Annotated in this window: 21 protein-coding genes and 1 pseudogene; 15 read left to right on the top strand and 7 right to left on the bottom strand. The window is 57.2% G+C overall.

The window, feature by feature from the left end:
* Positions 1-22 precede the first annotated feature (22 nt).
* Genes AACY08_RS05080 through AACY08_RS05065 form a run of 4 tightly spaced genes read left to right on the top strand, consistent with a single transcriptional unit; the run spans position 23 to position 3,905 of the window.
* A complete protein-coding gene (locus AACY08_RS05080) occupies positions 23-1,033 on the top strand; it encodes an ABC transporter permease subunit (RefSeq protein ID WP_003171721.1) in 1,011 nt (336 codons plus the stop codon).
* A gap of 10 nt (positions 1,034-1,043) precedes the next feature.
* Positions 1,044-1,955, top strand: a complete 912-nt coding sequence (locus AACY08_RS05075; RefSeq protein WP_339437877.1) for an ABC transporter permease subunit — start codon at positions 1,044-1,046, stop codon at positions 1,953-1,955.
* 10 nt (positions 1,956-1,965) lie between these two features.
* Positions 1,966-2,934 (top strand): ABC transporter ATP-binding protein, encoded by a 969-nt coding sequence (locus AACY08_RS05070; protein WP_339417438.1) that lies wholly within the window; start codon positions 1,966-1,968, stop codon positions 2,932-2,934.
* Positions 2,934-3,905, top strand: a complete 972-nt coding sequence (locus tag AACY08_RS05065; RefSeq protein ID WP_016976250.1) for a peptide ABC transporter ATP-binding protein — start codon at positions 2,934-2,936, stop codon at positions 3,903-3,905. Before AACY08_RS05070 ends, AACY08_RS05065 begins: the two co-directional genes overlap by 1 nt.
* A gap of 147 nt (positions 3,906-4,052) precedes the next feature.
* Here the strand turns inward: AACY08_RS05065 and AACY08_RS05060 are convergent, their stop codons facing one another.
* On the bottom strand, positions 4,053-4,310 hold the full coding sequence (locus AACY08_RS05060; RefSeq protein WP_339468436.1) for a hypothetical protein: 258 nt from the start codon (positions 4,308-4,310) through the stop codon (positions 4,053-4,055).
* Between the two features lie 533 nt (positions 4,311-4,843).
* On the opposite strand from AACY08_RS05060, the gene AACY08_RS05055 reads away from it, so the two are divergent.
* The 4 genes and pseudogenes from AACY08_RS05055 to AACY08_RS30355 form a co-directional block, all read left to right on the top strand.
* Positions 4,844-5,944, top strand: coding sequence for an alpha-xenorhabdolysin family binary toxin subunit A (locus AACY08_RS05055; RefSeq protein ID WP_339468435.1), 1,101 nt, complete (start codon positions 4,844-4,846; stop codon positions 5,942-5,944).
* A gap of 17 nt (positions 5,945-5,961) precedes the next feature.
* Entirely contained in the window at positions 5,962-6,963 is a 1,002-nt protein-coding gene (locus AACY08_RS05050) for an alpha-xenorhabdolysin family binary toxin subunit B (protein WP_339468434.1), read from the top strand.
* Positions 6,964-7,167: 204 nt separating this feature from the next.
* Positions 7,168-8,157 carry a hypothetical protein gene (locus AACY08_RS05045; protein ID WP_339468432.1) on the top strand — a complete coding sequence of 330 codons (990 nt, stop codon included), beginning with the start codon at positions 7,168-7,170 and terminating at the stop codon, positions 8,155-8,157.
* Positions 8,158-8,434: 277 nt separating this feature from the next.
* Positions 8,435-8,800 (top strand): annotated as a pseudogene (locus AACY08_RS30355) (phosphatase domain-containing putative toxin); the annotation flags it as partial.
* Between the two features lie 131 nt (positions 8,801-8,931).
* Here AACY08_RS30355 and AACY08_RS05040 read toward each other — a convergent pair.
* Both AACY08_RS05040 and AACY08_RS05035 read right to left on the bottom strand, forming a co-directional pair.
* On the bottom strand, positions 8,932-9,177 hold the full coding sequence (locus tag AACY08_RS05040; protein ID WP_339468430.1) for a hypothetical protein: 246 nt from the start codon (positions 9,175-9,177) through the stop codon (positions 8,932-8,934).
* A 156-nt stretch (positions 9,178-9,333) separates the two neighbouring features.
* Complete coding sequence (locus AACY08_RS05035; RefSeq protein ID WP_339417435.1) at positions 9,334-10,917, bottom strand: peptide chain release factor 3; 1,584 nt, start codon at positions 10,915-10,917, stop codon at positions 9,334-9,336.
* Positions 10,918-11,276: 359 nt separating this feature from the next.
* On the opposite strand from AACY08_RS05035, the gene AACY08_RS05030 reads away from it, so the two are divergent.
* The 5 genes from AACY08_RS05030 (at position 11,277) to AACY08_RS05010 (ending at position 16,278) form a co-directional block, all read left to right on the top strand.
* On the top strand, positions 11,277-11,966 hold the full coding sequence (locus AACY08_RS05030) for an ABC transporter permease (protein ID WP_339468670.1): 690 nt from the start codon (positions 11,277-11,279) through the stop codon (positions 11,964-11,966).
* Positions 11,967-11,985: 19 nt separating this feature from the next.
* Complete coding sequence (locus AACY08_RS05025; RefSeq protein WP_339468428.1) at positions 11,986-12,879, top strand: glycine betaine ABC transporter substrate-binding protein; 894 nt, start codon at positions 11,986-11,988, stop codon at positions 12,877-12,879.
* A gap of 15 nt (positions 12,880-12,894) precedes the next feature.
* The gene (locus tag AACY08_RS05020; RefSeq protein ID WP_339417433.1) at positions 12,895-13,548 is read left to right on the top strand and encodes an ABC transporter permease; all 654 of its coding nucleotides are present in this window, start codon (positions 12,895-12,897) and stop codon (positions 13,546-13,548) included.
* Entirely contained in the window at positions 13,545-14,702 is a 1,158-nt protein-coding gene (locus AACY08_RS05015; RefSeq protein WP_339468427.1) for an osmoprotectant ABC transporter ATP-binding protein OsmV, read from the top strand. The genes AACY08_RS05020 and AACY08_RS05015 overlap by 4 nt, the downstream gene beginning before the upstream one ends.
* A gap of 412 nt (positions 14,703-15,114) precedes the next feature.
* Entirely contained in the window at positions 15,115-16,278 is a 1,164-nt protein-coding gene (locus tag AACY08_RS05010; protein WP_032861941.1) for a type III PLP-dependent enzyme, read from the top strand.
* A 49-nt stretch (positions 16,279-16,327) separates the two neighbouring features.
* On the opposite strand, the gene AACY08_RS05005 is transcribed toward AACY08_RS05010, so the two are convergent.
* Complete coding sequence (locus tag AACY08_RS05005) at positions 16,328-17,077, bottom strand: tetratricopeptide repeat protein (protein ID WP_339417431.1); 750 nt, start codon at positions 17,075-17,077, stop codon at positions 16,328-16,330.
* A gap of 1 nt (position 17,078) precedes the next feature.
* Positions 17,079-17,759: a Fe2+-dependent dioxygenase gene (locus tag AACY08_RS05000; RefSeq protein WP_339468426.1), complete on the bottom strand. Its 681-nt coding sequence runs from the start codon at positions 17,757-17,759 to the stop codon at positions 17,079-17,081.
* A 204-nt stretch (positions 17,760-17,963) separates the two neighbouring features.
* On the opposite strand from AACY08_RS05000, the gene AACY08_RS04995 reads away from it, so the two are divergent.
* A complete protein-coding gene (locus AACY08_RS04995) occupies positions 17,964-20,249 on the top strand; it encodes a TonB-dependent receptor (protein ID WP_339468425.1) in 2,286 nt (761 codons plus the stop codon).
* A 136-nt stretch (positions 20,250-20,385) separates the two neighbouring features.
* Complete coding sequence (locus tag AACY08_RS04990; protein ID WP_339468424.1) at positions 20,386-22,911, top strand: sulfite reductase flavoprotein subunit alpha; 2,526 nt, start codon at positions 20,386-20,388, stop codon at positions 22,909-22,911.
* A 70-nt stretch (positions 22,912-22,981) separates the two neighbouring features.
* Here AACY08_RS04990 and AACY08_RS04985 read toward each other — a convergent pair whose 3' ends face one another.
* A complete protein-coding gene (locus AACY08_RS04985) occupies positions 22,982-24,523 on the bottom strand; it encodes an alkaline phosphatase D family protein (protein ID WP_339468423.1) in 1,542 nt (513 codons plus the stop codon).
* Between the two features lie 79 nt (positions 24,524-24,602).
* Positions 24,603-25,586: a guanitoxin biosynthesis L-arginine gamma (S) hydroxylase gene (gntB, locus tag AACY08_RS04980; protein WP_339468422.1), complete on the bottom strand. Its 984-nt coding sequence runs from the start codon at positions 25,584-25,586 to the stop codon at positions 24,603-24,605.
* Positions 25,587-25,627 lie beyond the last annotated feature (41 nt).

Here is a 25,627-nt window from a genome sequence, read left to right as displayed (position 1 = left end):
GCTGATCGAGGTACACAACAAGATGTTTAGTTTTATTGCCCGCCGACTGGGGTTACTGATCCCCACGTTCTTCGGCATCACGTTGCTGACGTTTGCGTTGATTCGCATGATCCCTGGCGACCCCGTCGAAGTCATGATGGGCGAACGACGAGTCGACCCCGAGATGCACGCACAGGCAATGGAACGCCTTGGCCTTAACAAGCCGCTGTATGCCCAATATCTGGACTATGTCGGCAAGCTCGCCCAAGGCGACCTTGGCGAATCGCTGCGCACCCGCACCAGCGTGTGGACCGAATTCACCGCCCTCTTCCCGGCGACCCTGGAACTGTCCATGGCCGCCCTGTTGTTCGCCGGTATCCTGGGCCTGCTGGCCGGGGTGATCGCGGCACTTAAACGAGGATCCCTGTTCGACCACGGGGTGATGGGCATCTCCCTGGCGGGATATTCGATGCCGATCTTCTGGTGGGGCCTGATCCTGATCATGTTCTTCTCGGTGAGCCTGGGCTGGACTCCGGTTTCCGGGCGTATCGACCTGCTCTACGACATCGAGCCGCGCACCGGCTTCATGCTGATCGACACCCTGCTGGCTGACGAGCCGGACGCATTCTGGGATGCACTGCACCACCTGATCCTACCGGCCATCGTGCTTGGCACCATCCCGCTGGCAGTGATCGCGCGGATGACCCGGTCGTCGATGCTCGAAGTACTGCGCGAAGACTACATCCGCACCGCCAAGGCCAAGGGCCTGTCGCCGGCGCGCGTGGTGTTCGTGCACGGCCTGCGTAACGCGTTGATCCCGGTATTGACCGTGGTCGGCCTGCAAGTCGGCACGCTGCTGGCCGGTGCGGTCTTGACCGAAACCATCTTCTCGTGGCCCGGCATCGGCAAATGGCTGATCGAAGCCATTGGCGCACGAGACTACCCGGTGGTGCAAAACGGCATTCTGCTGATCGCCTGCCTGGTGATCCTGGTGAACTTCGTGGTGGATATCCTCTACGGCTTCGCCAACCCACGCATCCGTCACCAGCGCTGAGATCATGACCATGACCACACCTACTCCAGTGTCAGCAGTCGATCAAAGCCTGCTGTACCCGTCTCCGTACAAAGAATTCTGGCAAGCCTTCTCCAAGAACAAGGGCGCGGTTGCCGGCCTGTTATTCATGTTGCTGATCGTGTTCTGCGCGATCTTCGCGCCCTGGGTTGCGCCGCATAACCCAAGCGAGCAATACCGCGACTTCCTGCTGACCCCGCCGGTCTGGCTGGAAGGCGGGCAGATGCAATTTCTGTTGGGCACCGACGAGTTGGGCCGTGATTTGCTCTCACGCCTGATTCAGGGCTCGCGTCTGTCGTTGCTGATCGGTTTGTCGTCGGTGGTGATGTCGCTGATCCCGGGGATCCTGCTGGGTCTGTTCGCCGGGTTCTTCCCGCGCTTGCTCGGCCCGACCATCATGCGTTTGATGGACATCATGCTGGCCTTGCCCTCGCTGCTGCTGGCCGTTGCCATTGTCGCGATCCTCGGCCCTGGCCTGATCAACACCGTGATCGCCATCGCTATCGTCTCGTTGCCGTCCTACGTGCGTCTGACCCGCGCTGCGGTGATGGGCGAACTGAACCGCGACTACGTGACCGCCGCCCGCCTCGCCGGCGCCGGCCTGCCACGCTTGATGTTCATCACCGTGCTGCCCAACTGCATGGCGCCGCTGATCGTACAGGCCACCTTGAGTTTCTCCTCGGCGATCCTCGATGCCGCGGCCCTGGGCTTCCTCGGCCTTGGCGTTCAACCGCCAACCCCGGAGTGGGGCACCATGCTGGCTTCGGCCCGTGACTACATCGAACGCGCCTGGTGGGTGGTGAGCCTGCCGGGTCTGACCATTTTGCTCAGCGTGCTGGCAATCAACTTGATGGGTGACGGCCTGCGCGATGCGCTGGACCCGAAACTCAAGAACGCCGCCTGAGGAGATTCCCATGTCACTGTTAGAAATCAAGAATCTCAACGTCCGCTTCGGCGACAAGACCGCCGTGCCGGTGGTCGATGGCCTCGACGTTTCGGTCGACAAAGGCGAAGTACTGGCGATCGTTGGCGAGTCGGGTTCGGGTAAATCCGTGACCATGATGGCGCTGATGGGCCTGATCGAGCATCCCGGCATCGTCACCGCCGACGCGCTGAACTTTGACGGCAAGGACATGCTCAAGCTGAGCAACCGCCAGCGTCGCCAGATCGTCGGCAAAGACCTGTCGATGGTGTTCCAGGACCCGATGACCGCGCTGAACCCCAGCTACACCGTGGGTTTCCAGATTGAAGAAGTCTTGCGCCTGCATTTGAAGATGTCCGGCAAGCAAGCGCGCAAGCGTGCCATCGAACTGTTGGAAAAGGTTGAAATCCCAGGCGCCGCCAGCCGTATGGACGCCTACCCGCACCAACTGTCCGGCGGCATGAGCCAGCGTGTGGCCATCGCGATGGCGATTGCCGGCGAGCCGAAGCTGCTGATCGCCGACGAACCGACCACCGCGCTGGACGTGACCATCCAGGCGCAGATCATGGAACTGCTGCTGGCCCTGCAGAAAGAACAGAACATGGGCCTGGTGCTGATCACCCACGACCTCGCGGTCGTGGCGGAAACCGCCCAGCGCGTGTGCGTGATGTACGCCGGCCAAGCCGTGGAAGTCGGCCAGGTGCCGCAGTTGTTCGACATTCCGGCGCACCCCTACAGCGAAGCGCTGCTCAAGGCGATCCCGGAGCACAGCCTCGGCGCCACGCGCCTGGCCACGCTGCCGGGTATCGTTCCTGGTCGTTACGACCGCCCGCAGGGTTGCCTACTGTCACCACGTTGCCCGTACGTGCAGGAATCCTGCCGTGCCCAGCGTCCTGACCTTGACCCGAAAACCAACAGCCTCGCGCGCTGCTTCTACCCCTTGAACCAGGAGGTGGCGTAATGGCCGTCGTTCTTACCGCCCGCGACCTTACCCGTCACTACGAAGTGTCCCGTGGCCTGTTCAAGGGCCATGCTCTGGTACGTGCGCTCAATGGCGTGTCCTTTGAGCTGGAAGCCGGCAAGACCCTCGCCGTTGTTGGCGAGTCGGGTTGCGGCAAATCCACCCTGGCCCGTGCGCTCACGCTGATTGAGGAGCCATCTTCCGGGTCCTTGAAAATCGCCGGCCAGGAAGTCGCCGGCGCCGACAAGGCCCAGCGCAAGCAATTGCGCAAAGACGTGCAGATGGTGTTCCAAAGCCCCTACGCCTCATTGAACCCACGGCAGAAAGTCGGCGATCAACTCGGCGAGCCGCTGCTGATCAACACCAACCTGTCCGCCGCCGAACGCCGCGAAAAAGTGCAGGCGATGATGAAGCAAGTGGGCCTGCGCCCTGAGCATTATCAGCGTTACCCGCACATGTTCTCCGGTGGTCAGCGCCAGCGTATCGCCCTCGCTCGCGCGATGATGTTGCAACCGAAAGTGCTGGTGGCGGATGAGCCGACCTCGGCACTCGACGTGTCGATCCAGGCCCAGGTGCTTAACCTGTTCATGGACCTGCAGCAGGAATTCAACACGGCCTACGTGTTCATTTCCCACAACCTGGCCGTGGTGCAACACGTTGCCGATGATGTGATGGTGATGTACCTCGGTCGCCCGGTGGAAGTCGGCCCCAAGGAAGACATCTACGCCCGCCCGCTGCACCCGTACACCCAGGCGTTGCTGTCGGCGACCCCGACCATTCACCCGGACCCGAACAAGCCGAAAATCAAGATCGTTGGCGAACTGCCCAACCCGCTGAACCCGCCGCCCGGCTGCGCCTTCCACAAGCGCTGCCCGTACGCAACTGCGCGGTGCAGCACCGAGGAGCCGCAACTGCGCGCCTTGGATAACCGCCAGGTGGCTTGCCACTACGCGGAGCAGTTTGTCGCGTAAGCGCCTGCGCGGGTCTGCTTTTGTGGCGAGGGATGCTCCCTCGCCACAGTAGTCCGACTCCAGGATTGGAGTGATACAGCGTTCTACAACCCTTCCCATCAGGTTGCGCATCAGCCTGGCGGGAGGGGGTTTTCTTTTGGGCGAGGCCTACGTCTGGCTATCGCCTTCGTCGTCCGAATCGTCGCTGTCCGGCTCATCGGTGGTGGAGTCATCGTCGTCCTGGCTGCCGCCCTGGTCCTTGTCGCCGGGTTCAGCCTCGGACTTGGCCAATTGCAGATCCTGGCTGTGCACCGCAGTCAATGCAGCACCGCCCTGCACCGGATTATGCGCCCAGGCCGACGACGTCCCCAACGACAACAGCACCAGCACCTTTATCAACAGCACGACTCGTTGAAAAATACTCATGGTTGATTCCGCCCAGTCAGTAGGTAAATCCCACGCGACAGCCGTTCACCGTCGCCAGCGTTGACGCTAGTCCCAATGCCGGGTTTACGCCAGGCCTCAGGTGTCGCCGTTGTCGTAAGTTTCGCTGTCTTCGCCTTTTGAATCGATGGGTTTCACCACTGTGGTTTGAACAGTGTCGCAGAGCTTGATGCCACGTCCCTAATATCGACGTACCGCACCGTAATAGCTAAACACTGAAGTCCGCATAAGCGGCGTTGAGCTATTTCAATAGATTATTAATCCAAACGTCATTATTCCTAATGCATTGCCCCCAACCACTGAGCAAACAAAGAAACCTTTGTTTATCGAGTGCAAAGCACCCACATTTAAAATCCCCAGCATTCACAACCTATTGTTTTTAAACCCCACTCATCAGTATTTTATAGCTAGCCCAAAAAAACAAAATGTCAACTGTTAAACCTAACAGTATATCGATTTAAAAACGCCTGCTAGATTCAGAACTTAACAAACCCGCTTAACATAAGGAACAATCCATGAGTACCGCTATCGAGTACACCCCACCGAATGCAAAAGTCACCGCCAACGATGTGGAAAAAGTGAAAAAGTACGTAACTCAAGGATTAGCACTTCCGACAACGTTACCGGCTATTGCTTACGCCTATAACGGAACTGTTGTAGACAATGGAATCAGTGACACCGAACTTCTTGCCACGTTTTCAACTATCCATGGGCATGCCGCCAAATGGTCACCTCTGGAGACTGAAATTATAAAAGTAGCTGTTTCCCTCAAAAGGTTTGCAGAAGACCTCAAGGACTATACGGAACCTGCCATTGAAGAGATTAAAGCGTTGCCGGGATACAGCAATTACGCGCTCCAAACGAGTAGCCTGACCGAAGATCAGATCAGTATGTTTAAATCCCCTTTAGATGAAGGGGATACCACGACACAAAACACCTATAAGACCATCGACGAATACGTCGTTGCCATAATTCAATCCATTCAAAACAAACAAGCTGAAGCCACCACGATAAAAAACCAATTAGTGGCCTTCGACATGGACCTGAACGCAATTGAAGTCGATGTAGGTCAAAAGGCAGCGAGAGCATTGGCCTCCCACACATTGACGGAGCTTAGAGATATTACTGCAAGGCTGGTTGCCATTAATAATGAAGTCAGCGATCTAAGAAAAGAATCAAAATACAGTGTTGGCGAGTGGTTTTTATTTGCCACTCTTGTAGTCCCAGTGATCGGTGTGCCCGTGACTGCCGGGTACTTTGCTAGTCGGGACAGTGCCTTTAGCGCCAAAATTGACGCCCTGCATAACGAAGAAAGTATGTTACTGACCCGGCAGGCCGATCTCCAAAAAGTCGCGGCAGTACTGAATAACATTCATTCCGCGATGCGCAGCCTTGGCATTTTTACAAAAGGTGCCATCGACGGCATGATGCAAATCGAAGCATTGTGGACTGCAACGCTCGCGGAAATCATCGCCTCCAAGAACCTACTGAGCAAGACCAAAGACTTCAGCGAACTGGCAATTTTTATTATAAAAATGACCGCCGTGCTCGCCCGGTGGAAGAAAATCAAAGACTACATGAATGACATGACACTTGCCTTTGGCCAAAGAAACTAAGCCTGGAGTACACAAAAATGACCGTTGCATTAATCACGCCGTATAAGCCTGGTATTTTTAAGGCCAGAATCCTCATCCACGAATACGCGAACATCAAACTGAGCAACGCCTATATCCAGGCACTCATCCAGGAACTACAAAGCCTTAAGACCTCTCTTGACAATACTGATCGCGTCTTTAACGATTCTCTAAGCAAAGTTTCGAGCATTTTAGATGTCACCGAGATCAGAAGCTATTTGGACATTCTCAATGGCTCGACGGATGAATCCAGTATCGCTCCCTATAAAAAAGAGCTGAAAAAGGCTCTTGAAGTACTCAAGTCGGAACTTGAAACGCTTTCACGCGACATGAAGTCTTCCTTGGGTAACTTTGAAACAGCCACCATCAGCGACTATTCCGGGGAGATTTCCACGTTAGAGTCTGAACGCACTAGATTGCTTAGTAACCTTCCCGAAGACCAAAAAAAATTAAGCAACCTTCGGGAGCAACGTGATGTGCTTGAAAAGGCAATCATTGAGTTCAAATCAAAGACGTTCATTGATAAAGGAATGCCCATTTTTGACGAAATGCAAAAAGCGGTCACAGAGGTTATTGACCAACCCTCCGAAAAATCGAAAACGGCGGTCAAGGCGGGGATGAACATTGCCAAAGACCTACTGAATATTGCGAATGAACAACTTAAGTTTAATAACTTAGTTGAAGCACGCGACAAATTAGCAGGTGAAATCTCTATTTGGCAGGCACAAATGAGCTATGAGCAAAAACAGGTCGATATTATAGATGATAAAAAATCACAACTAATGGCGCTTTCAGACATTGCTGAGCCTCGCACGCTATATGTAGTGGAGGCACGAAGAATTGTTGACATGCTTGTAGACCTTATAAATAACGTGTTCATCAATAGCGATTTAACTAGCAGAGAAGGGCTTATCGCCGCGACGGATAAGCTTCTGGAAAATTGTCCTGCATTCCCAAATCATATTGATGAAATCGCGTATTATTGGTTACGTAACGTGTAGACAAGCAGATAGCGGTTGCACTAACCAACTAAAAATCCATTTATATTACATCAACACTGCAAAAAATAATTAACGACCGGAACAATGTAAAAGCCCTCCCAGGGGCACAACCCATGCATTACAGTAAGTCGGAATAAGTTGCCTTTTTTCAATCTTGAACTTCGCTGGCCGGTAAAACCCAACACACTCAATGAGGAACTCACCGTGGACAAATTGACCATTGATCTTTTTCTAGTGGAAAACTCCTCCAACTGCTTAAAACCAAAATGGAATTACTGGACTTTAATTGACATAATAAATGACGGATGGGAAGTTACACTTTTAGACTCTGTCAAATGGTTCGAAGAAATCTGGCCTGGCAAATCTCACTATTGGTCAGGCGACCAAAAAAAACTTGAACAATTCGCTAAAGACCTGAATACCTATGCAGATACCTACGACGATCTTGACGTAGAAACCTTGGCTGTTCGGAACGACCTTTTAATTATCGCCGAGAAAATAAATTTATTTGGCGACTCAGTTATTAAAGTCATCGATAACACGTCAGCTGGCACCAACACTCAAAATTTCACACAAGCACAAATAGATGCGCTTGACGCTTCGTTATTGAGCGTCAATGACTGCGCCTGTGTTCTGAGTTTTTCGAGTTACATGGATGCATTAAGCAACGCAACCTCTAACGCGGTCGACCAGGTTTCCGCATATCAAAAAAAGATTTCCGATCTGAAATTACTTTTAGCCAACAACGTGCGCCCTACTGTTGACGGCGCGTTAGCCCTATGTGGCAAAACCGTAAACAACGTTCTAAACAATGCTCGTACTGTAATACACGACGCGAACAACAACGGAACCTCTTCAAGCGTAGCGTTGACTTTGGAAAAGATGTACTCGGACCTACAAGACGCTGTGAACTCAGATAATTATTATCCAGACCCATCCCCATTGTCTTATGATAATGTATTAGAAGCATTTATCGAACTTTCCGAATCTTTATCCCTCGTACAGCCAGCACTATCCCAATTTGAACTGCTTTGGATAGAAACGCACAGTTTCATTCTAAACTCCAAACAAAATTCCGACACAATTCAAGATGTAAAAATGCTTAAAGTTTTCAGAACCAGAATGCAAAAAATAATGAATGATTGGAGTAATGTGAAAACCCTTCTAGGCGCACAGCCCATCCCCCTACAGTGAGACAACACCTTCTTGATACAACCGCCTGCGCAAGCGTTTCAGCCACCCAATAGCACTTAAGCCAACCCATTAACTTGAGAACACCAAAATGAAAAAGAGCGTCAGCACCCTCCCAGGTTATGTTGCAAACCTCTCTCACAACAAAGTGATCGTGTTCCAAAATTGGATCACCTTCGTTCAAGGTACGACCCGAGTATTCCGAAGCTCGCAACCCTACTATAACGGCACAGATGACACGCCTTAAAAATTTGATGCTGCCGCAGTTGCGCTCTTAAATAACTACGGAATCAAAGGCCTTATCAGCCTAAATAAAAAACTGCTAGACAGCACCAGTGCAGCGGTAATAAGTGCGGCTAACATCACCTACCACCACCTTGCGGTCAAAGACTTTGATGCACCCACAGCTCCAGAGCTTTTGCAGGGTTGCAAGTCAATCGATAGTGCGTTGAGCAAAGGCAATGTTTTGGTTTTCTGTGGTTTTGGCCAAGGAAGAACAGGAACGATGATCACGGCTTATGAGATATATAAACTACCCAAAGGCAGTGCGACCTCCAAACTGGACGCCATCATCGCCACCTCTACCGCAGAGACCAATGACCAGGAAGCAAGTCTGCGATCACTCTACAAGCTGCTAAACCCCTAGAAAGCCTGCGTTGCGTTGAGCATAAGAGTGGCCATCGTGGCCACTCTCTATCTTATCAATCAAACCTTGCAGCGCTGGCGCGGCATAGCAGTCTCGAGGCGAAGTACGAGATACCGGATTTACGCCAGGGATCAAGTGTCGCCGTCGTCGTAGGTTTCGCTGTCTTCGCCTTCGTTATAGGGGTTTTCTGCGTCTTCCTTCGGGGCGGGCTGGACTTGCGGCTGCCAGCTGCCGGAGTTGACTTCTTGTTGCTTTTTCTTGGAGACGGGGCCGGTGTCTTTCCACTGCGGTGTACCCGCGTCTGCTAGTACAGCGACGGCGGACAATCCCAAGCCTGCGAGCAATACCAAGTGGATGATGCGTTGAACACTGCGCAAAGCGATCTCCTTTTCAGTTCCTGGATAGAGCAACGCTAGACCGGATGCGAGTTTCTCGCCAATCCCATGCCGAATGAAAATCGAAATGTGAGTTTTGCATTGTTCATAAAAAAGGGTGAAGCCATCACAGCTTCACCCTTCGATACCGCTCAGACCTTAGTGATGCTCACGCGTCGCACGGAATTTCACATCCGGCCAGCGCTCTTCCATTAGCGCCAGGTTGACCCGCGTCGGCGCCAGGTAGGTCAGGTGACCACCGCCGTCGATCGCCAGGTTTTCTACGGCCTTGTTGGAGAACTCTTCCAACTTCTTCTTATCGCTGCAATCGATCCAGCGCGCGGAGTACACGGTGATCGGCTCGTAGGAGCACTCGACCTTGTATTCCTCTTTCAGGCGGCTGGCGACCACATCGAACTGCAGCACACCGACGGCGCCGAGGATGATGTCGTTGCTGCGCTCGGGGAAGAACACCTGGGTGGCGCCCTCTTCCGCGAGTTGCTGCAAGCCTTGGCGCAGTTGCTTGGATTTCAGCGGGTCGCGCAGGCGCACGCGGCGGAACAGTTCCGGGGCGAAGTGCGGGATACCGGTGAAGCCCAGCGCTTCGCCTTCGGTGAAGGTGTCGCCGATCTGGATGGTGCCGTGGTTGTGCAGACCGATAATGTCGCCGGCGTAGGCTTCTTCGAGCTGTTCACGCTCGGAGGAGAAGAACGTCAGGGCGTCGCCGATACGCAAGTCCTTGCCGGTGCGCACGTGGCGCATCTTCATGCCTTTTTCGTATCTACCGGAGCAGATGCGCATGAAGGCAATACGGTCGCGGTGTTTCGGGTCCATGTTCGCCTGGATCTTGAACACGAAGCCGGTGAATTTCTCTTCAACAGGCTCAACTGTGCGCTCGTTGGCAACACGAGCCAGGGGTTTGGGTGCCCAGTCCACCACGGCGTCGAGCACGTGGTCGACACCGAAGTTACCCAAGGCCGTCCCAAAAAACACCGGGGTCAGCTGACCGTCGAGGAATTCTTGCTGGTTGAATTCATGGCAGGCGCCCTGCACCAGTTCCAACTGGTCGACGAAGCGGTCGTACTCGTCACCCAGGTGGGCGCGGGCTTCGTCCGAATCGAGTTTCTCGATGATCTTGACGTCGGTGCGCTCGTGACCGTGGCCGGCGGTGTAGACAATGATGTAATCATCGGCCAGGTGGTACACGCCCTTGAAGTCGCGGTAGCAACCAATCGGCCAGGTGATCGGCGCGGCCTTGATCTTCAAGACGGCTTCGATTTCATCCAACAGCTCGATCGGGTCGCGGATGTCGCGGTCGAGTTTGTTGATGAAGCTGACGATCGGCGTATCACGCAGACGGCACACGTCCATCAGCGCGATGGTCCGTGGCTCGACACCTTTACCGCCGTCGAGAACCATCAACGCGGAGTCGACCGCGGTCAGGGTGCGATAGGTGTCTTCGGAGAAGTCTTCGTGGCCCGGGGTGTCGAGCAGGTTGACCATGTGGTCGCGATACGGGAACTGCATGACCGACGTGGTAATGGAGATACCCCGTTGTTTTTCCATTTCCATCCAGTCAGAGGTGGCATGGCGGTCGGATTTGCGGGATTTCACCGTGCCTGCCACCGCGATTGCCTTGCCCATCAGCAACAGCTTCTCGGTGATGGTGGTTTTACCGGCATCGGGGTGGGAAATAATGGCGAAAGTGCGGCGTTTCGCGACTTCGGCGGCCTGGTGGGTCATGGGAAATCGCCTGGCAGGTGAGTCAAAAAAGGGCGGCGAGTATAGCGCAAACCCAGGCGGCCAGACCACCATTCAGCCCATTGGGGGTGGCTAAATGCTGCCAAGTGTGGAACCTTTTAAAAGGTAGAGACGTCCACTCCCCTCATGCCGTACTCGGAACAGGGGCTGATAAATCAGCAAGTTAGCCTGACGAGGCTGCGCTCATGGCTCGATCGCATACCGCGTTGCCGGTATCGGCGAGCTGCATTTCGCGACCACATTCAGAGGCAGCCAGCAATGGCATTGCCGCTCGGAAATGTGGACGCCGACAGAAGAAAAAAAGGAGTCCGCCTGTGGCTATTCGCTATGGCAAAGGGCTTATGGGAGGAGCGGTTGTCGTCGCTCTCCTGGCCCTGCTGGTCCACTGGATCGGCATAGACACGATCGAACGGTACCACGACGATTTGTTGTTTTACCTGCAAGCTCATTTGATCCTGGTGCTTGTCTCCATGCTGGCCGCCCTGATTGTGGGCATCCCCGCCGGTATCCTGCTAAGCCGACCGAACATGGCTGGGCGCGCAGAACGCTTCATGCAGATCTTCAACATCGGCAACACCGTCCCGCCCCTGGCCGTACTGGCCATCGCCCTGGGCGTCCTCGGCATCGGCAGCGGGCCGGCGATCTTCGCGCTGTTCCTCGCTTCCCTACTGCCCATCGTGCGCAACACCTACGAAGGCCTGAAAAACGTCCAGGGCTCCCTGAAAGAAGCCGCCACCGGCATTGGCATGACGCCGCGCCAGGTGCTGTTTCGCGTGGAACTGCCCAACGCTGTCCCAATCATCATCGGCGGTGTACGCGTGGCCCTGGCGATCAATGTGGGGACTGCACCGCTGGCGTTCCTGATTGGCGCCAACAGCCTCGGCAGCCTGATCTTCCCTGGCATAGCCCTGAACAACCACTCGCAGTTGCTGCTCGGTGCCGCATGCACCGCGTTGTTGGCATTGCTGCTCGACGCTTTGGTGACTATGACCAGCCGCCTCTGGCTGGAACGCGGGTTGCGTCCGTCTTAGGCCTGAAACAGGAACCAACATGAAAAAACTGACCTTGATATTGAGCTGCGTCCTGCTGTTCGCAGGTTTTGCGCAAGCCGCTGAAAAGCCGGTGATCCGCATCGGCGCCCGCGTCTTCACCGAGCAGACCTTGCTCGCCGAAATCACTGCCCAGTACCTGCGCACCAAGGGCTACGACACGCGCGTAACCGGCGGCCTGGGTAGCAATCTGGCACGCAGTGCCCAGGAAAGCGGGCAACTGGATATGCTCTGGGAATACACCGGGGTGTCACTGGTGAATTACAACCATGTGGACGAGAAACTCAACAGCGAACAGTCCTACGCACGAGTGAAGGAACTCGACGCGAAAAAAGGCCTCGCCTGGCTGTCGCCGTCGAAATTCAGTAACACCTACGCGTTGGCGCTGCCAGAAAACGTGGCCAAGGAATTTCCGCAGATCAACACCATCAGCGACTTGACCCGAGCCCTGGCGCAAACCACCAAAGGTACACGCCTGGTAGCCCTTGACACAGAGTTCGCTAACCGCTCCGACGGTATGGACGGCATGGTCAAGCTGTACGACATGAACCTGACCCGCGAAAACACACGCCAGATGGACGCCGGCCTGGTCTATACCGCGCTACGTAATGGCCAGGTGTTTGCCGGTTTGGTCTACACCACCGACGGTCGCCTAAGTGCCTTCAAATTGAAGCTGCTGGAAGACGACAGACATTACTTCCCCGACTACACCGCCGCGCCGGTGGTGCGCCAGGCGTACCTCGATGCTCACCCGCAACTGGCGGCTGACCTCAAGCCGTTGGCCGCGCTGTTCGACGATGAAACCATGCGCCAGTTGAACGCACGCGTCGACGTCGACCATGAAAGCCCGTCCAGCGTGGCCGCAGATTTCCTGCGCCAACATCCGATCAACTAATTAAGAGGAGAAGACATGGAATTTCTGAACGCCTTTTCCCATCTTGATTGGGTACTCGTCCTGCATCTGACCTGGCAGCACATCACCTTGGTCGGCCTCGCCGTGATCCTGGCGATTGTCGTCGGCGTGCCCCTGGGCGTACTCATGACGCGTTTTCCAACCCTGGCCGGCCCACTGCAGGCAAGCGCCACAGTGCTGCTGACCGTGCCCTCCATTGCACTGTTCGGCCTGTTGCTGCCGTTTTACTCCAAATTCGGCCAGGGCCTGGGGCCCATGCCGGCGATCACCGCCGTGTTCCTCTACTCCCTGTTGCCGATCATGCGTAACACCTACCTCGCCCTCACTGGTGTGGAACCGGGCATCCGTGAAGCCGCCAAAGGCATCGGCATGACCTTCGGCCAGCGCCTGCGCATGGTCGAGCTGCCTATCGCCGTGCCGGTGATCCTCGCCGGTGTACGCACCGCCGTGGTGATGAATATTGGCGTAATGACCATCGCCGCCACCATCGGCGCCGGTGGCCTGGGTGTACTTATTCTGGCTTCCATCAGCCGCAGCGACATGTCGATGCTGATCGTTGGCGCCGTGCTGGTCAGTCTCCTGGCCATCTTCGCCGACCTGCTTTTGCAATGGCTGCAACGCTCGCTGACTCCAAAAGGACTGCTCAAATGATCGAACTTCAACACCTGACCAAGACTTTTCAAAGCAACGGCAAGACTGTTTCTGCCGTCAACGACGTAAGCCTGACCGTCAACGAAGGCGAGATTTGCGTATTCCTCGGCCCTTCGGGCTGCGGCAAGAGCACCACGCTGAAAATGATCAACCGCCTGATCAAGCCCACCTCGGGCAAGATTCTGATCAACGGCGAAGACACCACCGACCTCGACGAAGTGACACTGCGCCGCAACATCGGTTATGTGATCCAGCAGATCGGCCTGTTCCCAAACATGACCATCGAGGAAAACATTGTGGTCGTGCCCAAACTACTGGGCTGGGACAAGCAGAAATGCCACGACCGCGCCCGCGAGTTGATGAGCATGATCAAGCTGGAACCCAAGCAATACCTGCATCGCTACCCGCGCGAATTGTCGGGCGGCCAGCAACAGCGTATCGGCGTGATCCGCGCACTGGCGGCCGATGCGCCGCTGCTGCTGATGGATGAGCCGTTCGGCGCGGTCGACCCGATCAACCGCGAGATGATCCAGAACGAATTCTTCGAGATGCAACGCGCGCTGAACAAGACCGTGATCATGGTCAGCCACGACATCGACGAAGCCATCAAGCTGGGCGACAAGATCGCGATCTTCCGCGCCGGCAAGCTGCTGCAGATCGATCACCCGGACACCTTGCTGGCGCACCCGGCCGACGAGTTCGTCAGCAACTTCGTGGGCCAGGACAGCACCCTCAAGCGCCTATTGCTGGTGAAAGCCGAAGACGCAGCGGACAACGCGCCGTCTGTGAGCCCGGAAACACCGGTGGCCGAAGCATTGGAATTGATGGATGAAACTGACCGCCGCTATGTGGTGGTCACTTGTGCCGAGAACAAGGCGCTGGGGTACGTACGACGTCGCGACCTGCACCGTCAGACCGGTACTTGCGGGCAGTACCTGCGCGAATTCAACGCCACGGCGGCGTATGACGAGCATTTGCGCATCCTGTTGTCGCGCATGTACGAGTTCAACCGCTCGTGGTTGCCGGTGATGGATGCGGAGCGGGTGTTCCTGGGCGAGGTGACACAGGAGTCGATTGCTGAGTACCTGAGCTCGGGTAAATCGCGTGGGGGCAAGACCAGTATCGTTTCGCCTGCTGAGACTGCTTTAGCCTGACCTGACACAACTCGGTTAAAACTGTGGGAGCAAGCCCGCTCCCACATTTGGATCTGCCGGGTGTCAGCAATTCCCGCGAATTCGCCCGCTTCGGGGAACATCATTCCGTCACACCGGTCGGTTACATAAGTAGCTGTACCGGTCCTCGCGACGAACGCGTGCAAAAACGCGACATTTTTAGTTGATCTATGGCCCCTCACGCCCTAAAGTTCGCGCCGAACGTCCATGCTGGAAACGATCCATCCGGCTCAAGTACTGACGACGAGACAGCAAGGCCAAGGGAAGCGGTTGATCCCATGGCCTTTTTGCTTTCGGCGACATGCCTTGGGAAGTAGGCGAACCAAAGTGGGGATACGGAGGACGTTCATTTGCACCCATTGACTAAAACAGTTTGCCCTTAGGAGTTCCCAGCATGTCGATCAACGTCGAAGATTATTTCGCGCGCGCCACTTTTGACAAAATGAAGGCATTCGCCGACAAGCAAGAAACCCCGTTCGTGGTGATCGACACCGCGATGATCAGCCAGGCCTACGATGACCTGCGCGCCGGTTTCGAATTCGCCAAGGTCTACTACGCAGTCAAGGCCAACCCGGCCGTCGAGATCATCGACCTGCTCAAGGACAAAGGTTCGAGCTTCGACATCGCCTCGATCTACGAGCTGGACAAAGTGATGGACCGCGGCGTCAGCGCCGACCGTATCAGCTACGGCAACACCATCAAGAAATCCAAGGACATCCGCTACTTCTACGAGAAGGGCGTGCGCCTGTTCTCTACCGACTCCGAAGCCGACCTGCGCAACATCGCCAAGGCCGCGCCGGGTTCGAAAGTGTATGTGCGTATCCTCACCGAAGGCTCGACCACGGCTGACTGGCCTTTGTCGCGCAAATTCGGCTGCCAGACCGACATGGCCATGGACCTGCTGATCCTCGCCCGCGACCTGGGCCTGGTGCCTTACGGCATTTCGTTCCACGTTGGCTCGCAACAGCGCGACATCAGCGTGTGGGACGCGGCGATCGCAAAGGTCAAAGTGATCTTCGAACGCCTGAAAGAAGAAGACGGCATTCACCTCAAGCTGATCAACATGGGCGGTGGCTTCCCGGCCAACTACATCACCCGCACCAACAGCCTGGAAACCTACGCCGAGGAAATCATCCGTTTCCTCAAGGAAGACTTTGGCGATGAACTGCCGGAAATCATCCTTGAGCCGGGCCGTTCGTTGATTGCCAACGCCGGTATCCTGGTCAGCGAAGTCGTGCTGGTCGCGCGTAAATCGCGCACCGCCGTCGAGCGCTGGGTTTACACGGACGTGGGCAAATTCTCCGGCCTGATCGAAACCATGGACGAAGCCATCAAGTTCCCGATCTGGACCGAGAAGAAAGGCGAGATGGAAGAAGTGGTCATCGCCGGCCCGACCTGCGACAGCGCCGACATCATGTACGAAAACTACAAGTACGGCCTGCCGCTGAACCTGGCGATTGGTGATCGTTTGTACTGGCTGTCGACCGGCGCGTACACCACCAGCTACAGCGCGGTTGAGTTCAATGGGTTTCCGCCGTTGAAGTCGTTCTACGTGTAAGACGGCTGCCAATAAAAAACCCATGACATGTCATGGGTTTTTTTATGCGTCAGCAAAGGCTGTCGGCACGTTGCAGGTAGGCGTCTGCCATTGCCCTGACCTGCGGATCACTTGCCGCCGCCAGAGCCTTGTGTGCCGTTCGCAGAAACTTCAAATTCCCGCCACTCAACGCCTTGCGCAACCACGCCAGCGCCGTCTCAATCTGGCCTCTGTCCGCCAGCACCGCCGCGTAACTGAACTGCCCGCGAAAATCACCGCCTTCTGCCGAGCGTCGGTACCAGTGCACTGCAGCATCCAGGTCCCGTGGGCAGAATTGGCCCTCTTCCAGGTAACGGCCCAGCAGATTCATCGACTTGGCGTGTCCTTGTTCGGCTGCCTGCAGATACAAGGCCAGTGCGTGTAGTGGGTCCTCGGCAACCCCGCGCCCGGTGGCCAGCAGATTGGCGTAGTTGTACTGGCCCCAATCCAACCCGGCCTCGGCGGCCATACGGTATTCGCGTGCAGCGGCCGCCTCGTCCGCAGCGCATCCCCAGCCATGTTCCAGGCAACGCCCGGCCATATTGCGCGCCATCAAATGCCCGCCCTGTGCCGCGATCTGAAACCAGCGCAACGCCAGCGCCTCATCGCGCGCAATGCCGCGCCCTTGCAGCAAGATTTGCCCGAGCAGCGCCTGGGCATCGACCACACCCTCCTTCGCCGCGATCAAGATCGCCTGGGCAGCGCGTACCGGCGAGTCGTCGAGCATGCTTTGCAGCTGCTCAATGTTGAGCACTTCTTCACGTCGCAATAAAAAGCCCATGTCAGACCTCGACCCAGCGGCGCAGCAGGTTGTGGTAAGTGCCCGTAAGCTGGATCAGCGCCGGATGGTCGGGGACATCGGCGGTCAGTTGCTGGATCGCGCCGTCCATTTCGAACAGCAAGGTGCGCTGGCTGTCTTCGCGCACCAGGCTTTGGGTCCAGAAGAACGAGGCGTAACGCGCGCCACGGGTCACGGCGTTGACTTTGTGCAGGCTGGAACCGGGGTACAGCACCAGGTCACCGGCCGGTAACTTCACGCGCTGCAGGCCGAAAGTGTCCTGGATCACCAGTTCGCCACCGTCGTATTCGTCCGGGTCGCTGAAAAACAGCGTGGACGACAGATCGGTGCGCACGCGCTCGTGGCTGCCTTTGGGCTGGCGCACGGCGTTGTCGATATGAAAGTCGAAACTGCCCCCCGCGGTATAGCAGTTGAGCAACGGCGGAAAGACCTTGTGCGGTAACGCCGCTGACATAAACAACGGGGTTTGCCACAAACGCTCAAGCATCGCCGCGCCGATTTCCTTGGCAAGCGGGTGGCCCTCAGGTAACTGCAGGTTGTGCTTGGCCTTGGCAGATTGATGCCCGGCGGTGATTTTACCGTCGGCCCAATCGGCATTTTCCAGGGCTTGGCGGATGCGCTGTACTTCCTCGCGAGAGAACAGGCCGGGGATGTGCAGCAGCATGGGCAATACCTGGGATCAGAGAAGCGCCAATGGTATTGATTCTTATCCGCCCTGTAAAACAGGTCGACGAATGAGTTCGTAAATACCGTAAGCAAAAAGTGTAAAGAATGTAAATTCAGTGCAATTAGCAATATATCTCAATTGATAGAAATACTTGTTACCACTATATTCCGCGGCCTCACATCCTTGGGGAAAGGACACGTCATGTCGCCCACTACTACAAAAATACCTGCCAGTTCACCACGCATGCTGGCTTCGGCCATCGGCGTTGCGCTCAGCGCCAGCTCTGTTGCCCATTTGGCGCAGGCGGCTGAAGACACTGAACAAAAAGGCCAGCGCAACAGCATCTCCCTGGGCGCCACCAGCATCACCGGGGAAGAACAGGACAACACCTCCTACCAGGTCGAAAAAGCCTCGTCGCAGAAATACACCGCGCCGCTGGTCGACACCCCGCGCTCGGTCACCGTGGTGCCACAACAAGTGCTCAAGGACACCGCGGCCACCTCGTTGCAGGACGCCTTGCGCACCGTACCGGGTATTACCTTCGGCGCCGGAGAAGGCGGGAACCCCCAGGGCGACCGTCCGTTCATCCGTGGTTTTGACGCCCAGGGCGACACCTACCTGGACGGCGTGCGCGACACCGGTGGCCAGAGCCGGGAGATCTTCGACATCGAGTCGATTGAAGTCAGCAAAGGCCCGAACTCTTCCTTCGGCGGCCGTGGCTCGGCCGGTGGCAGCCTCAACCTGGTGAGCAAGACCCCGCAAGCGCGGGACTTCACCAACGGTGGCTTTACCTACGGTTCCGACCAGACCCGACGCTATGTGCTCGACGTAAACCGTCAGTTCCTCGACGACAGCGCCGCGTTCCGCCTGAACCTGATGAGCCACGAGCAGAACGTGGCGGGCCGCGACGCGGTGAATTACGACCGTTGGGGCGTAGCGCCGTCGCTGACGTTTGGTCTGGGCACACCGACCCGCGTCAACCTCAGCTACTACCACATGGAAAGCAACGATCTGCCGGACTCGGGGATTCCCTACGGCTACAGCTCGTCGACCGCGACCGCTCACGTGCATGACAAACCCACCGACGGCGGCGACAGCAACAACTTCTACGGCCTCAAGAGCCGCGACTTCCGCAAGACCCGCGCCGATATCAGTACGTTCTCCATCGAGCACGATTTGAACGACAACATGACCCTGAAAAACACCCTGCGTCATGGCAGCACCGGCCAGGATTACGTGCTGACACAGCCGGACGACAGCAAGCTCAACGTCAACAAATACGGCACCGTGTGGCGTCGTGCCAACACCCGCGTATCGACCACCACCACGACCACCAACCAGACCGACCTGTTCGGCAGCTTCCAGGCCTTGGGCTTCAAGCACAGTTACTCCACAGGCCTGGAATTCACCGGTGAAGAAACGCGTGTCAGCGGCTATACCGTAAGCCCGAACACCAACCCGACCTGCACCGTGGCCGGCGGAGGACGGGGTGGCCAGTGCACCTCGCTGAGCAATCCGAACCCGGATGACGCCTGGACCGGTAGCGTCGCGCGCAACTACAACGGCACCCACACCAAGGCCACCAGCCGTGGCGCCTATGTGTTCGACACCATCGAACTCGATCCGAAATGGCTGCTGAACGTCGGCCTGCGCTACGACACCTTTGACACGGTAGCCAACACCAACGCGACCACCGGCCGTACCACGATCAAGGAAGACAGCCAGTTCTTCAACTGGCAGGCCGGCCTGGTCTGGAAGCCTGTGGAAAACGCCAGCATCTATGCGTCCTACGCAACTTCGGCAACGCCGGCTGGCGGCCTGGTAGGTGAAGGTTCCGACGGCAACCCACTGTCAGCCGGTGCCGCCACCAGCGATCTGCAACCGGAAGAAACCGTCAACTACGAGCTGGGCACCAAGTGGGACCTGTTCCACGATCGCCTCTCGCTGACTGCCGCCGTATTCCGTACCGAGAAGAAAAACACGCGCATCCTCGTCGATGCCTTGACCTACGAGAACGCTGGCGAATCCCAGGTCGACGGCCTGGAGCTATCGGCCAGCGGCAAGCTGACCGACCAATGGCAGGTGTTCGCCGGGTACAGCTACCTTGACAGCGAGCTGGTCAAATCCGGACGTAATGGTCGTAACGGTGTGATCAGTGCCGGCTCCAATGAAGGCAACCAAATGCCAAACACGCCGAAGAACACCTTCAGCCTATGGACCACCTACGACGTCACCTCCAAACTCACCATCGGTGGTGGCGCGTTCTACGTTGACGACGTTTACGGCGACGCCGGCAACACCGTTTACGTACCGTCCTACACCCGCTACGACGCCATGGCCAGCTACAAGCTGACCAAGAACGTCGACCTTCAATTGAACGTGCAAAACCTGACCGACAAGGTTTACTACGACAAGGCATTCTCGACCCACTTCGCCAACCAGGCAGCCGGTCGCACGGCACTGTTGACCACCAGCTTCCACTTTTAAACAGCAGCGCCACGCATCAAAAAGCCCCACGCATCGGATGCGTGGGGCTTTTGCGTGTTACACAGAATGTTTCTCGACAAGCCACGGCATAATGCGCGCCGTGCCCTACATATTCAGATAGACGAGGCGGTCAGACGTGTTGAAGAAAACCCTGTTCCAGTTGCACTGGTTCTTTGGCATTACTGCCGGGCTGGTGCTGGCCTTGATGGGGATCACCGGAGCTGCGGTTTCGTTTCAGGATGAGATTCTGCGGGCGCTCAACCCCACGGTACTGAGCGTCGAGAAGCGCGAAGCGGGTGTGCTGCCGCCCGCCGAGCTGGTGCGCAAACTGGAGGCCACTGAAGGCAAGACCGTGTCCATGCTCTGGGTGGAAAGTGAAAGCAGTAACGCTGCGCGCGTGTTCTTCACCCCGCCGCCCGGCGAGCGCCGTGGCCAGATGCGCTACTTCGACCCCTACACCGGCGACTACATGGGCGACGCCGTCGGCCAGGACGCGTTCGGTTTTATCCTGCAACTGCACCGTTTCCTGGTCATGGGCGAAACCGGCCGGCAGATCACCGGCGCCTGCACGCTGATCCTGGTGTTCTTCTGCCTCTCCGGCTTGTACCTGCGCTGGCCGCGCCAAGTGGCGAGCTGGCGGGCCTGGCTGACGTTGGACTGGCGCAAAAAGGGGCGCAGCTTCAACTGGGACCTGCACTCGGTATTCGGCACATGGTGCCTGCTGGCCTATCTTCTGTCGGCACTGACCGGGCTGACCTGGTCCTACGACTGGTACAGCCAGGGCCTGACCAAACTGTTGTCCGACGCACCTCACAATGAAAGGGTTCGCAAGCGCGGCCCGGCGCCCGACGGCGCGGCACCAGTGGCCAACTACGACGCCATCTGGAGCAGCATCTACAGCAACGCCGGCCCAGGTTTGAGCGCCTATAACATCCGCATGCCAGCGGTCGCGGGGCAACCGGCCACGGTCTATTACCTGCTGAGCAACTCGCCCCATGACCGCGCGCTGAACCAGATCAACCTGGACCCGGCCACCGGCGAGGTTAAATCCCACGACCAATACGCCAGCAAGACGCTCGGCGCCCAATTGCTGACCAGCGTTTATGCGCTGCACACCGGCAGCTATTTTGGCCTGACAGGGCGGATTATCCTCACGGTCAGCTCATTGCTGATGCCGTTGTTCTTCATCACCGGCTGGCTGCTGTACCTGGACCGTCGTCGTAAAAAACGCCAGGTGCGCGATGCACGTCAAGGCCTCACTGCCAATACCAGCGATGCCCCGGCCTGGCTGATCGGCTTTGCCAGCCAGAGCGGTTTTGCCGAACAGCTTGCATGGCAAACGGCTGGGCAACTACAAGCAGCAGGCTTGCCGGTGAAGGTGCAGCCCCTGGGCAGCGTCAGCCAGGATGACTTGCGCCAGTCGGAAAATGCGTTGTTCGTGGTCAGCACCTTCGGTGACGGCGAAGCCCCCGACAGCGCCCGTGGTTTCGAGCGCAGCGTGCTCGGTCAGGACCTGTCTCTCAAAGGTCTGAACTACTCGGTACTGGCATTGGGCGACCGCCAATACGAACACTTCTGCGGTTTTGCACGGCGCCTGAATTTCTGGCTGACCCACCAGGGCGGCAACCCCCTGTTCGCGCCAGTGGAAGTAGACAGCGGTGACACCAGCGCGCTGCTGCACTGGCAACAACAGCTTGGACAACTCACAGGCCACACCGCCGTGGCAGCCTGGCCGACCGCCCAGTACGAAAACTGGACGCTCAGCCAACGCACCCTGCTCAACCACGACAGCAGCGGCTCGAACGTGTATTTGCTGGGCCTCACCTCGCCGTCCCCTCAAAGCTGGCAAGCCGGTGATCTGGTGGAAGTGCTGCCACGCAATTGCCCCTGGGCCATCGAACACTTCCTCGGCGGCCTCGGCCTGGTCGGCAGCGATGGCGTATTGATCGACGGCATGGCGCAGTCCCTCAACCAGGCGCTCGCCACGCGCCAACTGCCGGACAACCGCACCCACTTGGTCGGCCTGCACGCCCAGGCCCTGGTGAACGCGTTGGTGCCCCTGGGCATGCGCGAATACTCCATCGCCTCGATTGCCAGCGAGGGCGTGCTGGAGCTGATCGTGCGCCAGGAACGCCACCCCGACGGCAGCCTGGGGTTGGCCAGCGGCTGGCTCACCGAACACGCCACCATCGGGTCAAGCATCAGCCTGCGCCTGCGTCGCAACAGTGGCTTCCACCTGCCGGAGGCACCGGTGCCGCTGATCCTGCTGGGCAACGGCACCGGCCTGGCAGGCCTGCGCAGCTTGCTCAAGGCGCGGATTGCCGACGGGCAGCAACGCAACTGGCTGCTGTTCGGCGAACGCAATATCGCCCATGACTTCCTGTGCCAGGACGAGCTGCAGGGCTGGTTGGCCAGTGGTGATCTGGCGTTACTGGACCTGGCGTTTTCCCGCGATCAGACCGATAAGGTCTACGTGCAGGATCGTCTGCGGGAATCAGCCGACGTGCTGCGTAAGTGGCTGAGCGAAGGCGCGGCGATTTATGTGTGCGGGAGTTTGCAGGGGATGGCGGCTGGGGTGGATCAGGCGCTGGTGGATATTCTCGGCAGTGAAGCCGTAGCGCGGTTGATCGAGCAAGGTCGCTACCGCCGGGATGTCTACTGACTTAATCACAATGAAGATCTAAATGTGGGAGCGGACTTGCTCGCTCCCACAGTTTTGATTGCATTCCAAGTCAGGCGGGTTGCAGCTTTTGCTCGAATACGCAGACGCCATCCAGATCACGAAGGATGACCGTCAACTCCGCCGTCTGCCCATCAATCTGCACCTCGCCAAAAAACTGGAATCCGGCAAACGGTGAGGTGTTCTGTGCCGGTGGTGCCTTCTCGAACACCACCTCGGGCCCAAAGGTTTTATCCAGCGGATTAGGCCCGAAACTCCCCGCGTTCAGCGGCCCGGCGACAAACTCCCAGAACGGTTCAAAATCCTGGAACGCGGCGCGATCCGGGTGGTAGTGATGCGCCGCGCAGTAGTGCACATCCGCCGTCAACCACACATGGTTGCGCACCTTCTGAGCCCTTAAAAAGCCCAGCAATTCGGCAATTTCCAACTCGCGACCTTGCGGCGCACCCGGGTCATTGTTAGCGATGGCTTCCCAGCGCGCTACACCGGGGCTCACCTCACCGTCAGGCACGCCAAGACCAATGGGCATGTCGGCGGCGATCACTTTCCACTGCGCCTGGGACGCCTTGAGTTCGCCCTTGAGCCAGTCCAATTGCTCACGACCGAGGAAGGGTTTTTCGCCGCCCAGGTTGTCATCGTTGGGGCCACGATAACTGCGCATATCCAGCACGAACACATCCAGCAACGGCCCATAACTGAGCTTGCGATAAATCCGCCCGCCGCCATCGGCGCTTTGCCGGCGCATCGGGGAATATTCCAACCAGGCCTGGCGCGCGCGGCCGACCAAGGTGTTGATGTCCTTGTTCTGGTAACGCTCATCGAGCTGCTTGCTCGGCGACCAGTTGTTCACCACTTCGTGGTCGTCCCATTGCCAGATCTGCGGCACCTCGGCGTTGAAGCGCCGCACGTTTTCGTCCATGAGGTTGTAGCGGTAATTGCCGCGATACTCATCCAGGGTTTCGGCAACTTTGCTCTTGGCTTCGGTGGTGATATTGCGCCAGATGCGCCCGCTTTCGGTGGTCAGCTGCGCCGGCACCGGGCCGTCGGCGTAGATGGTGTCGCCGCTGTGGATAAAGAAGTCCGGCAGGCGCAGGCGCATGGCTTCGTAGATGCGCATGCCGCCGATATCCGGGTTGATGCCGAAGCCTTGGCCGACGGTGTCGCCGCTCCACACAAAACGAATATCACGGCGCTGTTGCGGCACGCTGCGCAGGTGGCCGAACCAGGGTTCGCTGGCGACACCGGTCTGGGCGTCTTCGAAATGCACGCGGTAGAAAATCGCCTGGTCGGCGGGCAGCCCGGTGAGTTCGACACGGGCGGTAAAGTCGGTGCGATTGTCGGCAAGCGGCGAGATGAATGTGCGCGGGTTGCTGAACACGCTGCGGGTGTCCCACTCCACCACCATGCGCGCGGGGCGGTCGCTGCGGCTCCAGATCATCGCGCGGTCGCCGAGCAGGTCGCCGGACTGCACACCGTCAGTGAGTTGCGGGCGGTCCTTCACTGAGGCGATCACTGCCGGGGCCAGGCCCGGCAGTAACAGGCCGGCGCCGACGGCTTGCATCACGCGGCGGCGACCGAGATCGAAGTGGCTCATGCAGGTGCCCTCTGACTTTCAAAAGGACAACTTAAACATGGCCGGATGAAGCGACTATGACAGTCCAGCCGAGAATGCGTCAGGCGACGGTAACGGCGCTGATTTTTCCGCTGCGATAAGCCTCGAATATTTGATCAATGCTGGATTTGGCATCGCCCTTTGCCGTGAAAATCCCACCGCAACCTTGGTTGGCGGCGGCGTAACGCTCGTCGTCCATCAACACCTGATGCGCTTTCTTCAAGTTCCAGAATGGGATACCGGCAAACAGGTGGTGGGTCAGGTGGTAGTTATCGCCATGCATCCCGATGATCGAACGCTCAAGCAGCGTGGGGAAGCGATTGCGCGTGAGCTGCACCTCTTCTTGGTAGAGGCCAAACATACCGAAGTGCTCGGAGACTTCAGATAACCAGCCAATGACCTGGAACACCGTGAAATACGGCACCAGCCAAAACAATACATAAGCCCATGGACCGACGAAGTAGCTGAAAACCAGCAACAGTACCGTGTGAACGCCCAGCAATTTCAAACCTTGGGACGGGTTGGCCAGGATATCCCCGGCCCGGTTCTTCACCAGGTAGAGGAAGTAACGATAGGTATTGGCCAGTGTCAGGCTCTTGAGCAAATGTCCGATCAGGAAATCGAAGCGGTCAGTCGCGTTATACAGGCCCGATTCGATGTAATAGCGGTGGTCCGGATCTTTATAGGGGTCACCGAGATTGTGATGGTGAAGCTGCACGTGGGAGCGACGGTAAGCCTCATAATTCTGGAAGATCGGGTAGCCGAGCAAATACTCGCCGATGACTTTGTTGAGCTTTTTACTTTGGGTCAGCGTCATGTGCGCCGCTTCGTGCAGAAGCGAGGCCAAGGCCCGTTGTCGGGAGCCTATGAACAGGAGAGCCAGTGGGTACAGGTAGTTGTAGCGATCTGCAAAAAACACCGCCAGCGAGATAACGGCCAGGTCGGCCAGCACCGCCACCATCCAATGCCAATTGTCCTTTTTATAAAGTGCACGCAGTCGTTGTTTCACTTCATTGGCAGGATTGAATTTGTTTACTTTACTCATCAGAATTCCTTTTCCTCAGTACGAGGCGCTCAGTGCAATTG

Source organism: Pseudomonas sp. EL_65y_Pfl1_R83 (assembly GCF_963970695.1).
In the GTDB taxonomy this organism is placed as follows: domain Bacteria; phylum Pseudomonadota; class Gammaproteobacteria; order Pseudomonadales; family Pseudomonadaceae; genus Aquipseudomonas; species Aquipseudomonas tritici.
The sequence above is the reverse complement of the archived record's forward strand: the minus strand, read 5'-3'. Positions and strand labels throughout refer to the sequence as shown.

What these genes read in the sequence shown, in the direction of transcription:
- AACY08_RS05080 (WP_003171721.1), top strand. Translation starts at nt 23, where the DNA reads ATGTTTAGTTTTATTGCCCGCCGACTGGGGTTACTGATCCCCACGTTC.
- AACY08_RS05075 (WP_339437877.1), top strand. Translation starts at nt 1,044, where the DNA reads ATGACCACACCTACTCCAGTGTCAGCAGTCGATCAAAGCCTGCTGTAC.
- AACY08_RS05070 (WP_339417438.1), top strand. Translation starts at nt 1,966, where the DNA reads ATGTCACTGTTAGAAATCAAGAATCTCAACGTCCGCTTCGGCGACAAG.
- AACY08_RS05065 (WP_016976250.1), top strand. Translation starts at nt 2,934, where the DNA reads ATGGCCGTCGTTCTTACCGCCCGCGACCTTACCCGTCACTACGAAGTG.
- AACY08_RS05060 (WP_339468436.1), bottom strand. Translation starts at nt 4,310, where the DNA reads ATGAGTATTTTTCAACGAGTCGTGCTGTTGATAAAGGTGCTGGTGCTG.
- AACY08_RS05055 (WP_339468435.1), top strand. Translation starts at nt 4,844, where the DNA reads ATGAGTACCGCTATCGAGTACACCCCACCGAATGCAAAAGTCACCGCC.
- AACY08_RS05050 (WP_339468434.1), top strand. Translation starts at nt 5,962, where the DNA reads ATGACCGTTGCATTAATCACGCCGTATAAGCCTGGTATTTTTAAGGCC.
- AACY08_RS05035 (WP_339417435.1), bottom strand. Translation starts at nt 10,917, where the DNA reads ATGACCCACCAGGCCGCCGAAGTCGCGAAACGCCGCACTTTCGCCATT.
- AACY08_RS05030 (WP_339468670.1), top strand. Translation starts at nt 11,277, where the DNA reads ATGGGAGGAGCGGTTGTCGTCGCTCTCCTGGCCCTGCTGGTCCACTGG.
- AACY08_RS05025 (WP_339468428.1), top strand. Translation starts at nt 11,986, where the DNA reads ATGAAAAAACTGACCTTGATATTGAGCTGCGTCCTGCTGTTCGCAGGT.
- AACY08_RS05020 (WP_339417433.1), top strand. Translation starts at nt 12,895, where the DNA reads ATGGAATTTCTGAACGCCTTTTCCCATCTTGATTGGGTACTCGTCCTG.
- AACY08_RS05015 (WP_339468427.1), top strand. Translation starts at nt 13,545, where the DNA reads ATGATCGAACTTCAACACCTGACCAAGACTTTTCAAAGCAACGGCAAG.
- AACY08_RS05010 (WP_032861941.1), top strand. Translation starts at nt 15,115, where the DNA reads ATGTCGATCAACGTCGAAGATTATTTCGCGCGCGCCACTTTTGACAAA.
- AACY08_RS05005 (WP_339417431.1), bottom strand. Translation starts at nt 17,077, where the DNA reads ATGGGCTTTTTATTGCGACGTGAAGAAGTGCTCAACATTGAGCAGCTG.
- AACY08_RS05000 (WP_339468426.1), bottom strand. Translation starts at nt 17,759, where the DNA reads ATGCTGCTGCACATCCCCGGCCTGTTCTCTCGCGAGGAAGTACAGCGC.
- AACY08_RS04995 (WP_339468425.1), top strand. Translation starts at nt 17,964, where the DNA reads ATGTCGCCCACTACTACAAAAATACCTGCCAGTTCACCACGCATGCTG.
- AACY08_RS04985 (WP_339468423.1), bottom strand. Translation starts at nt 24,523, where the DNA reads ATGAGCCACTTCGATCTCGGTCGCCGCCGCGTGATGCAAGCCGTCGGC.
- gntB (WP_339468422.1), bottom strand. Translation starts at nt 25,586, where the DNA reads ATGAGTAAAGTAAACAAATTCAATCCTGCCAATGAAGTGAAACAACGA.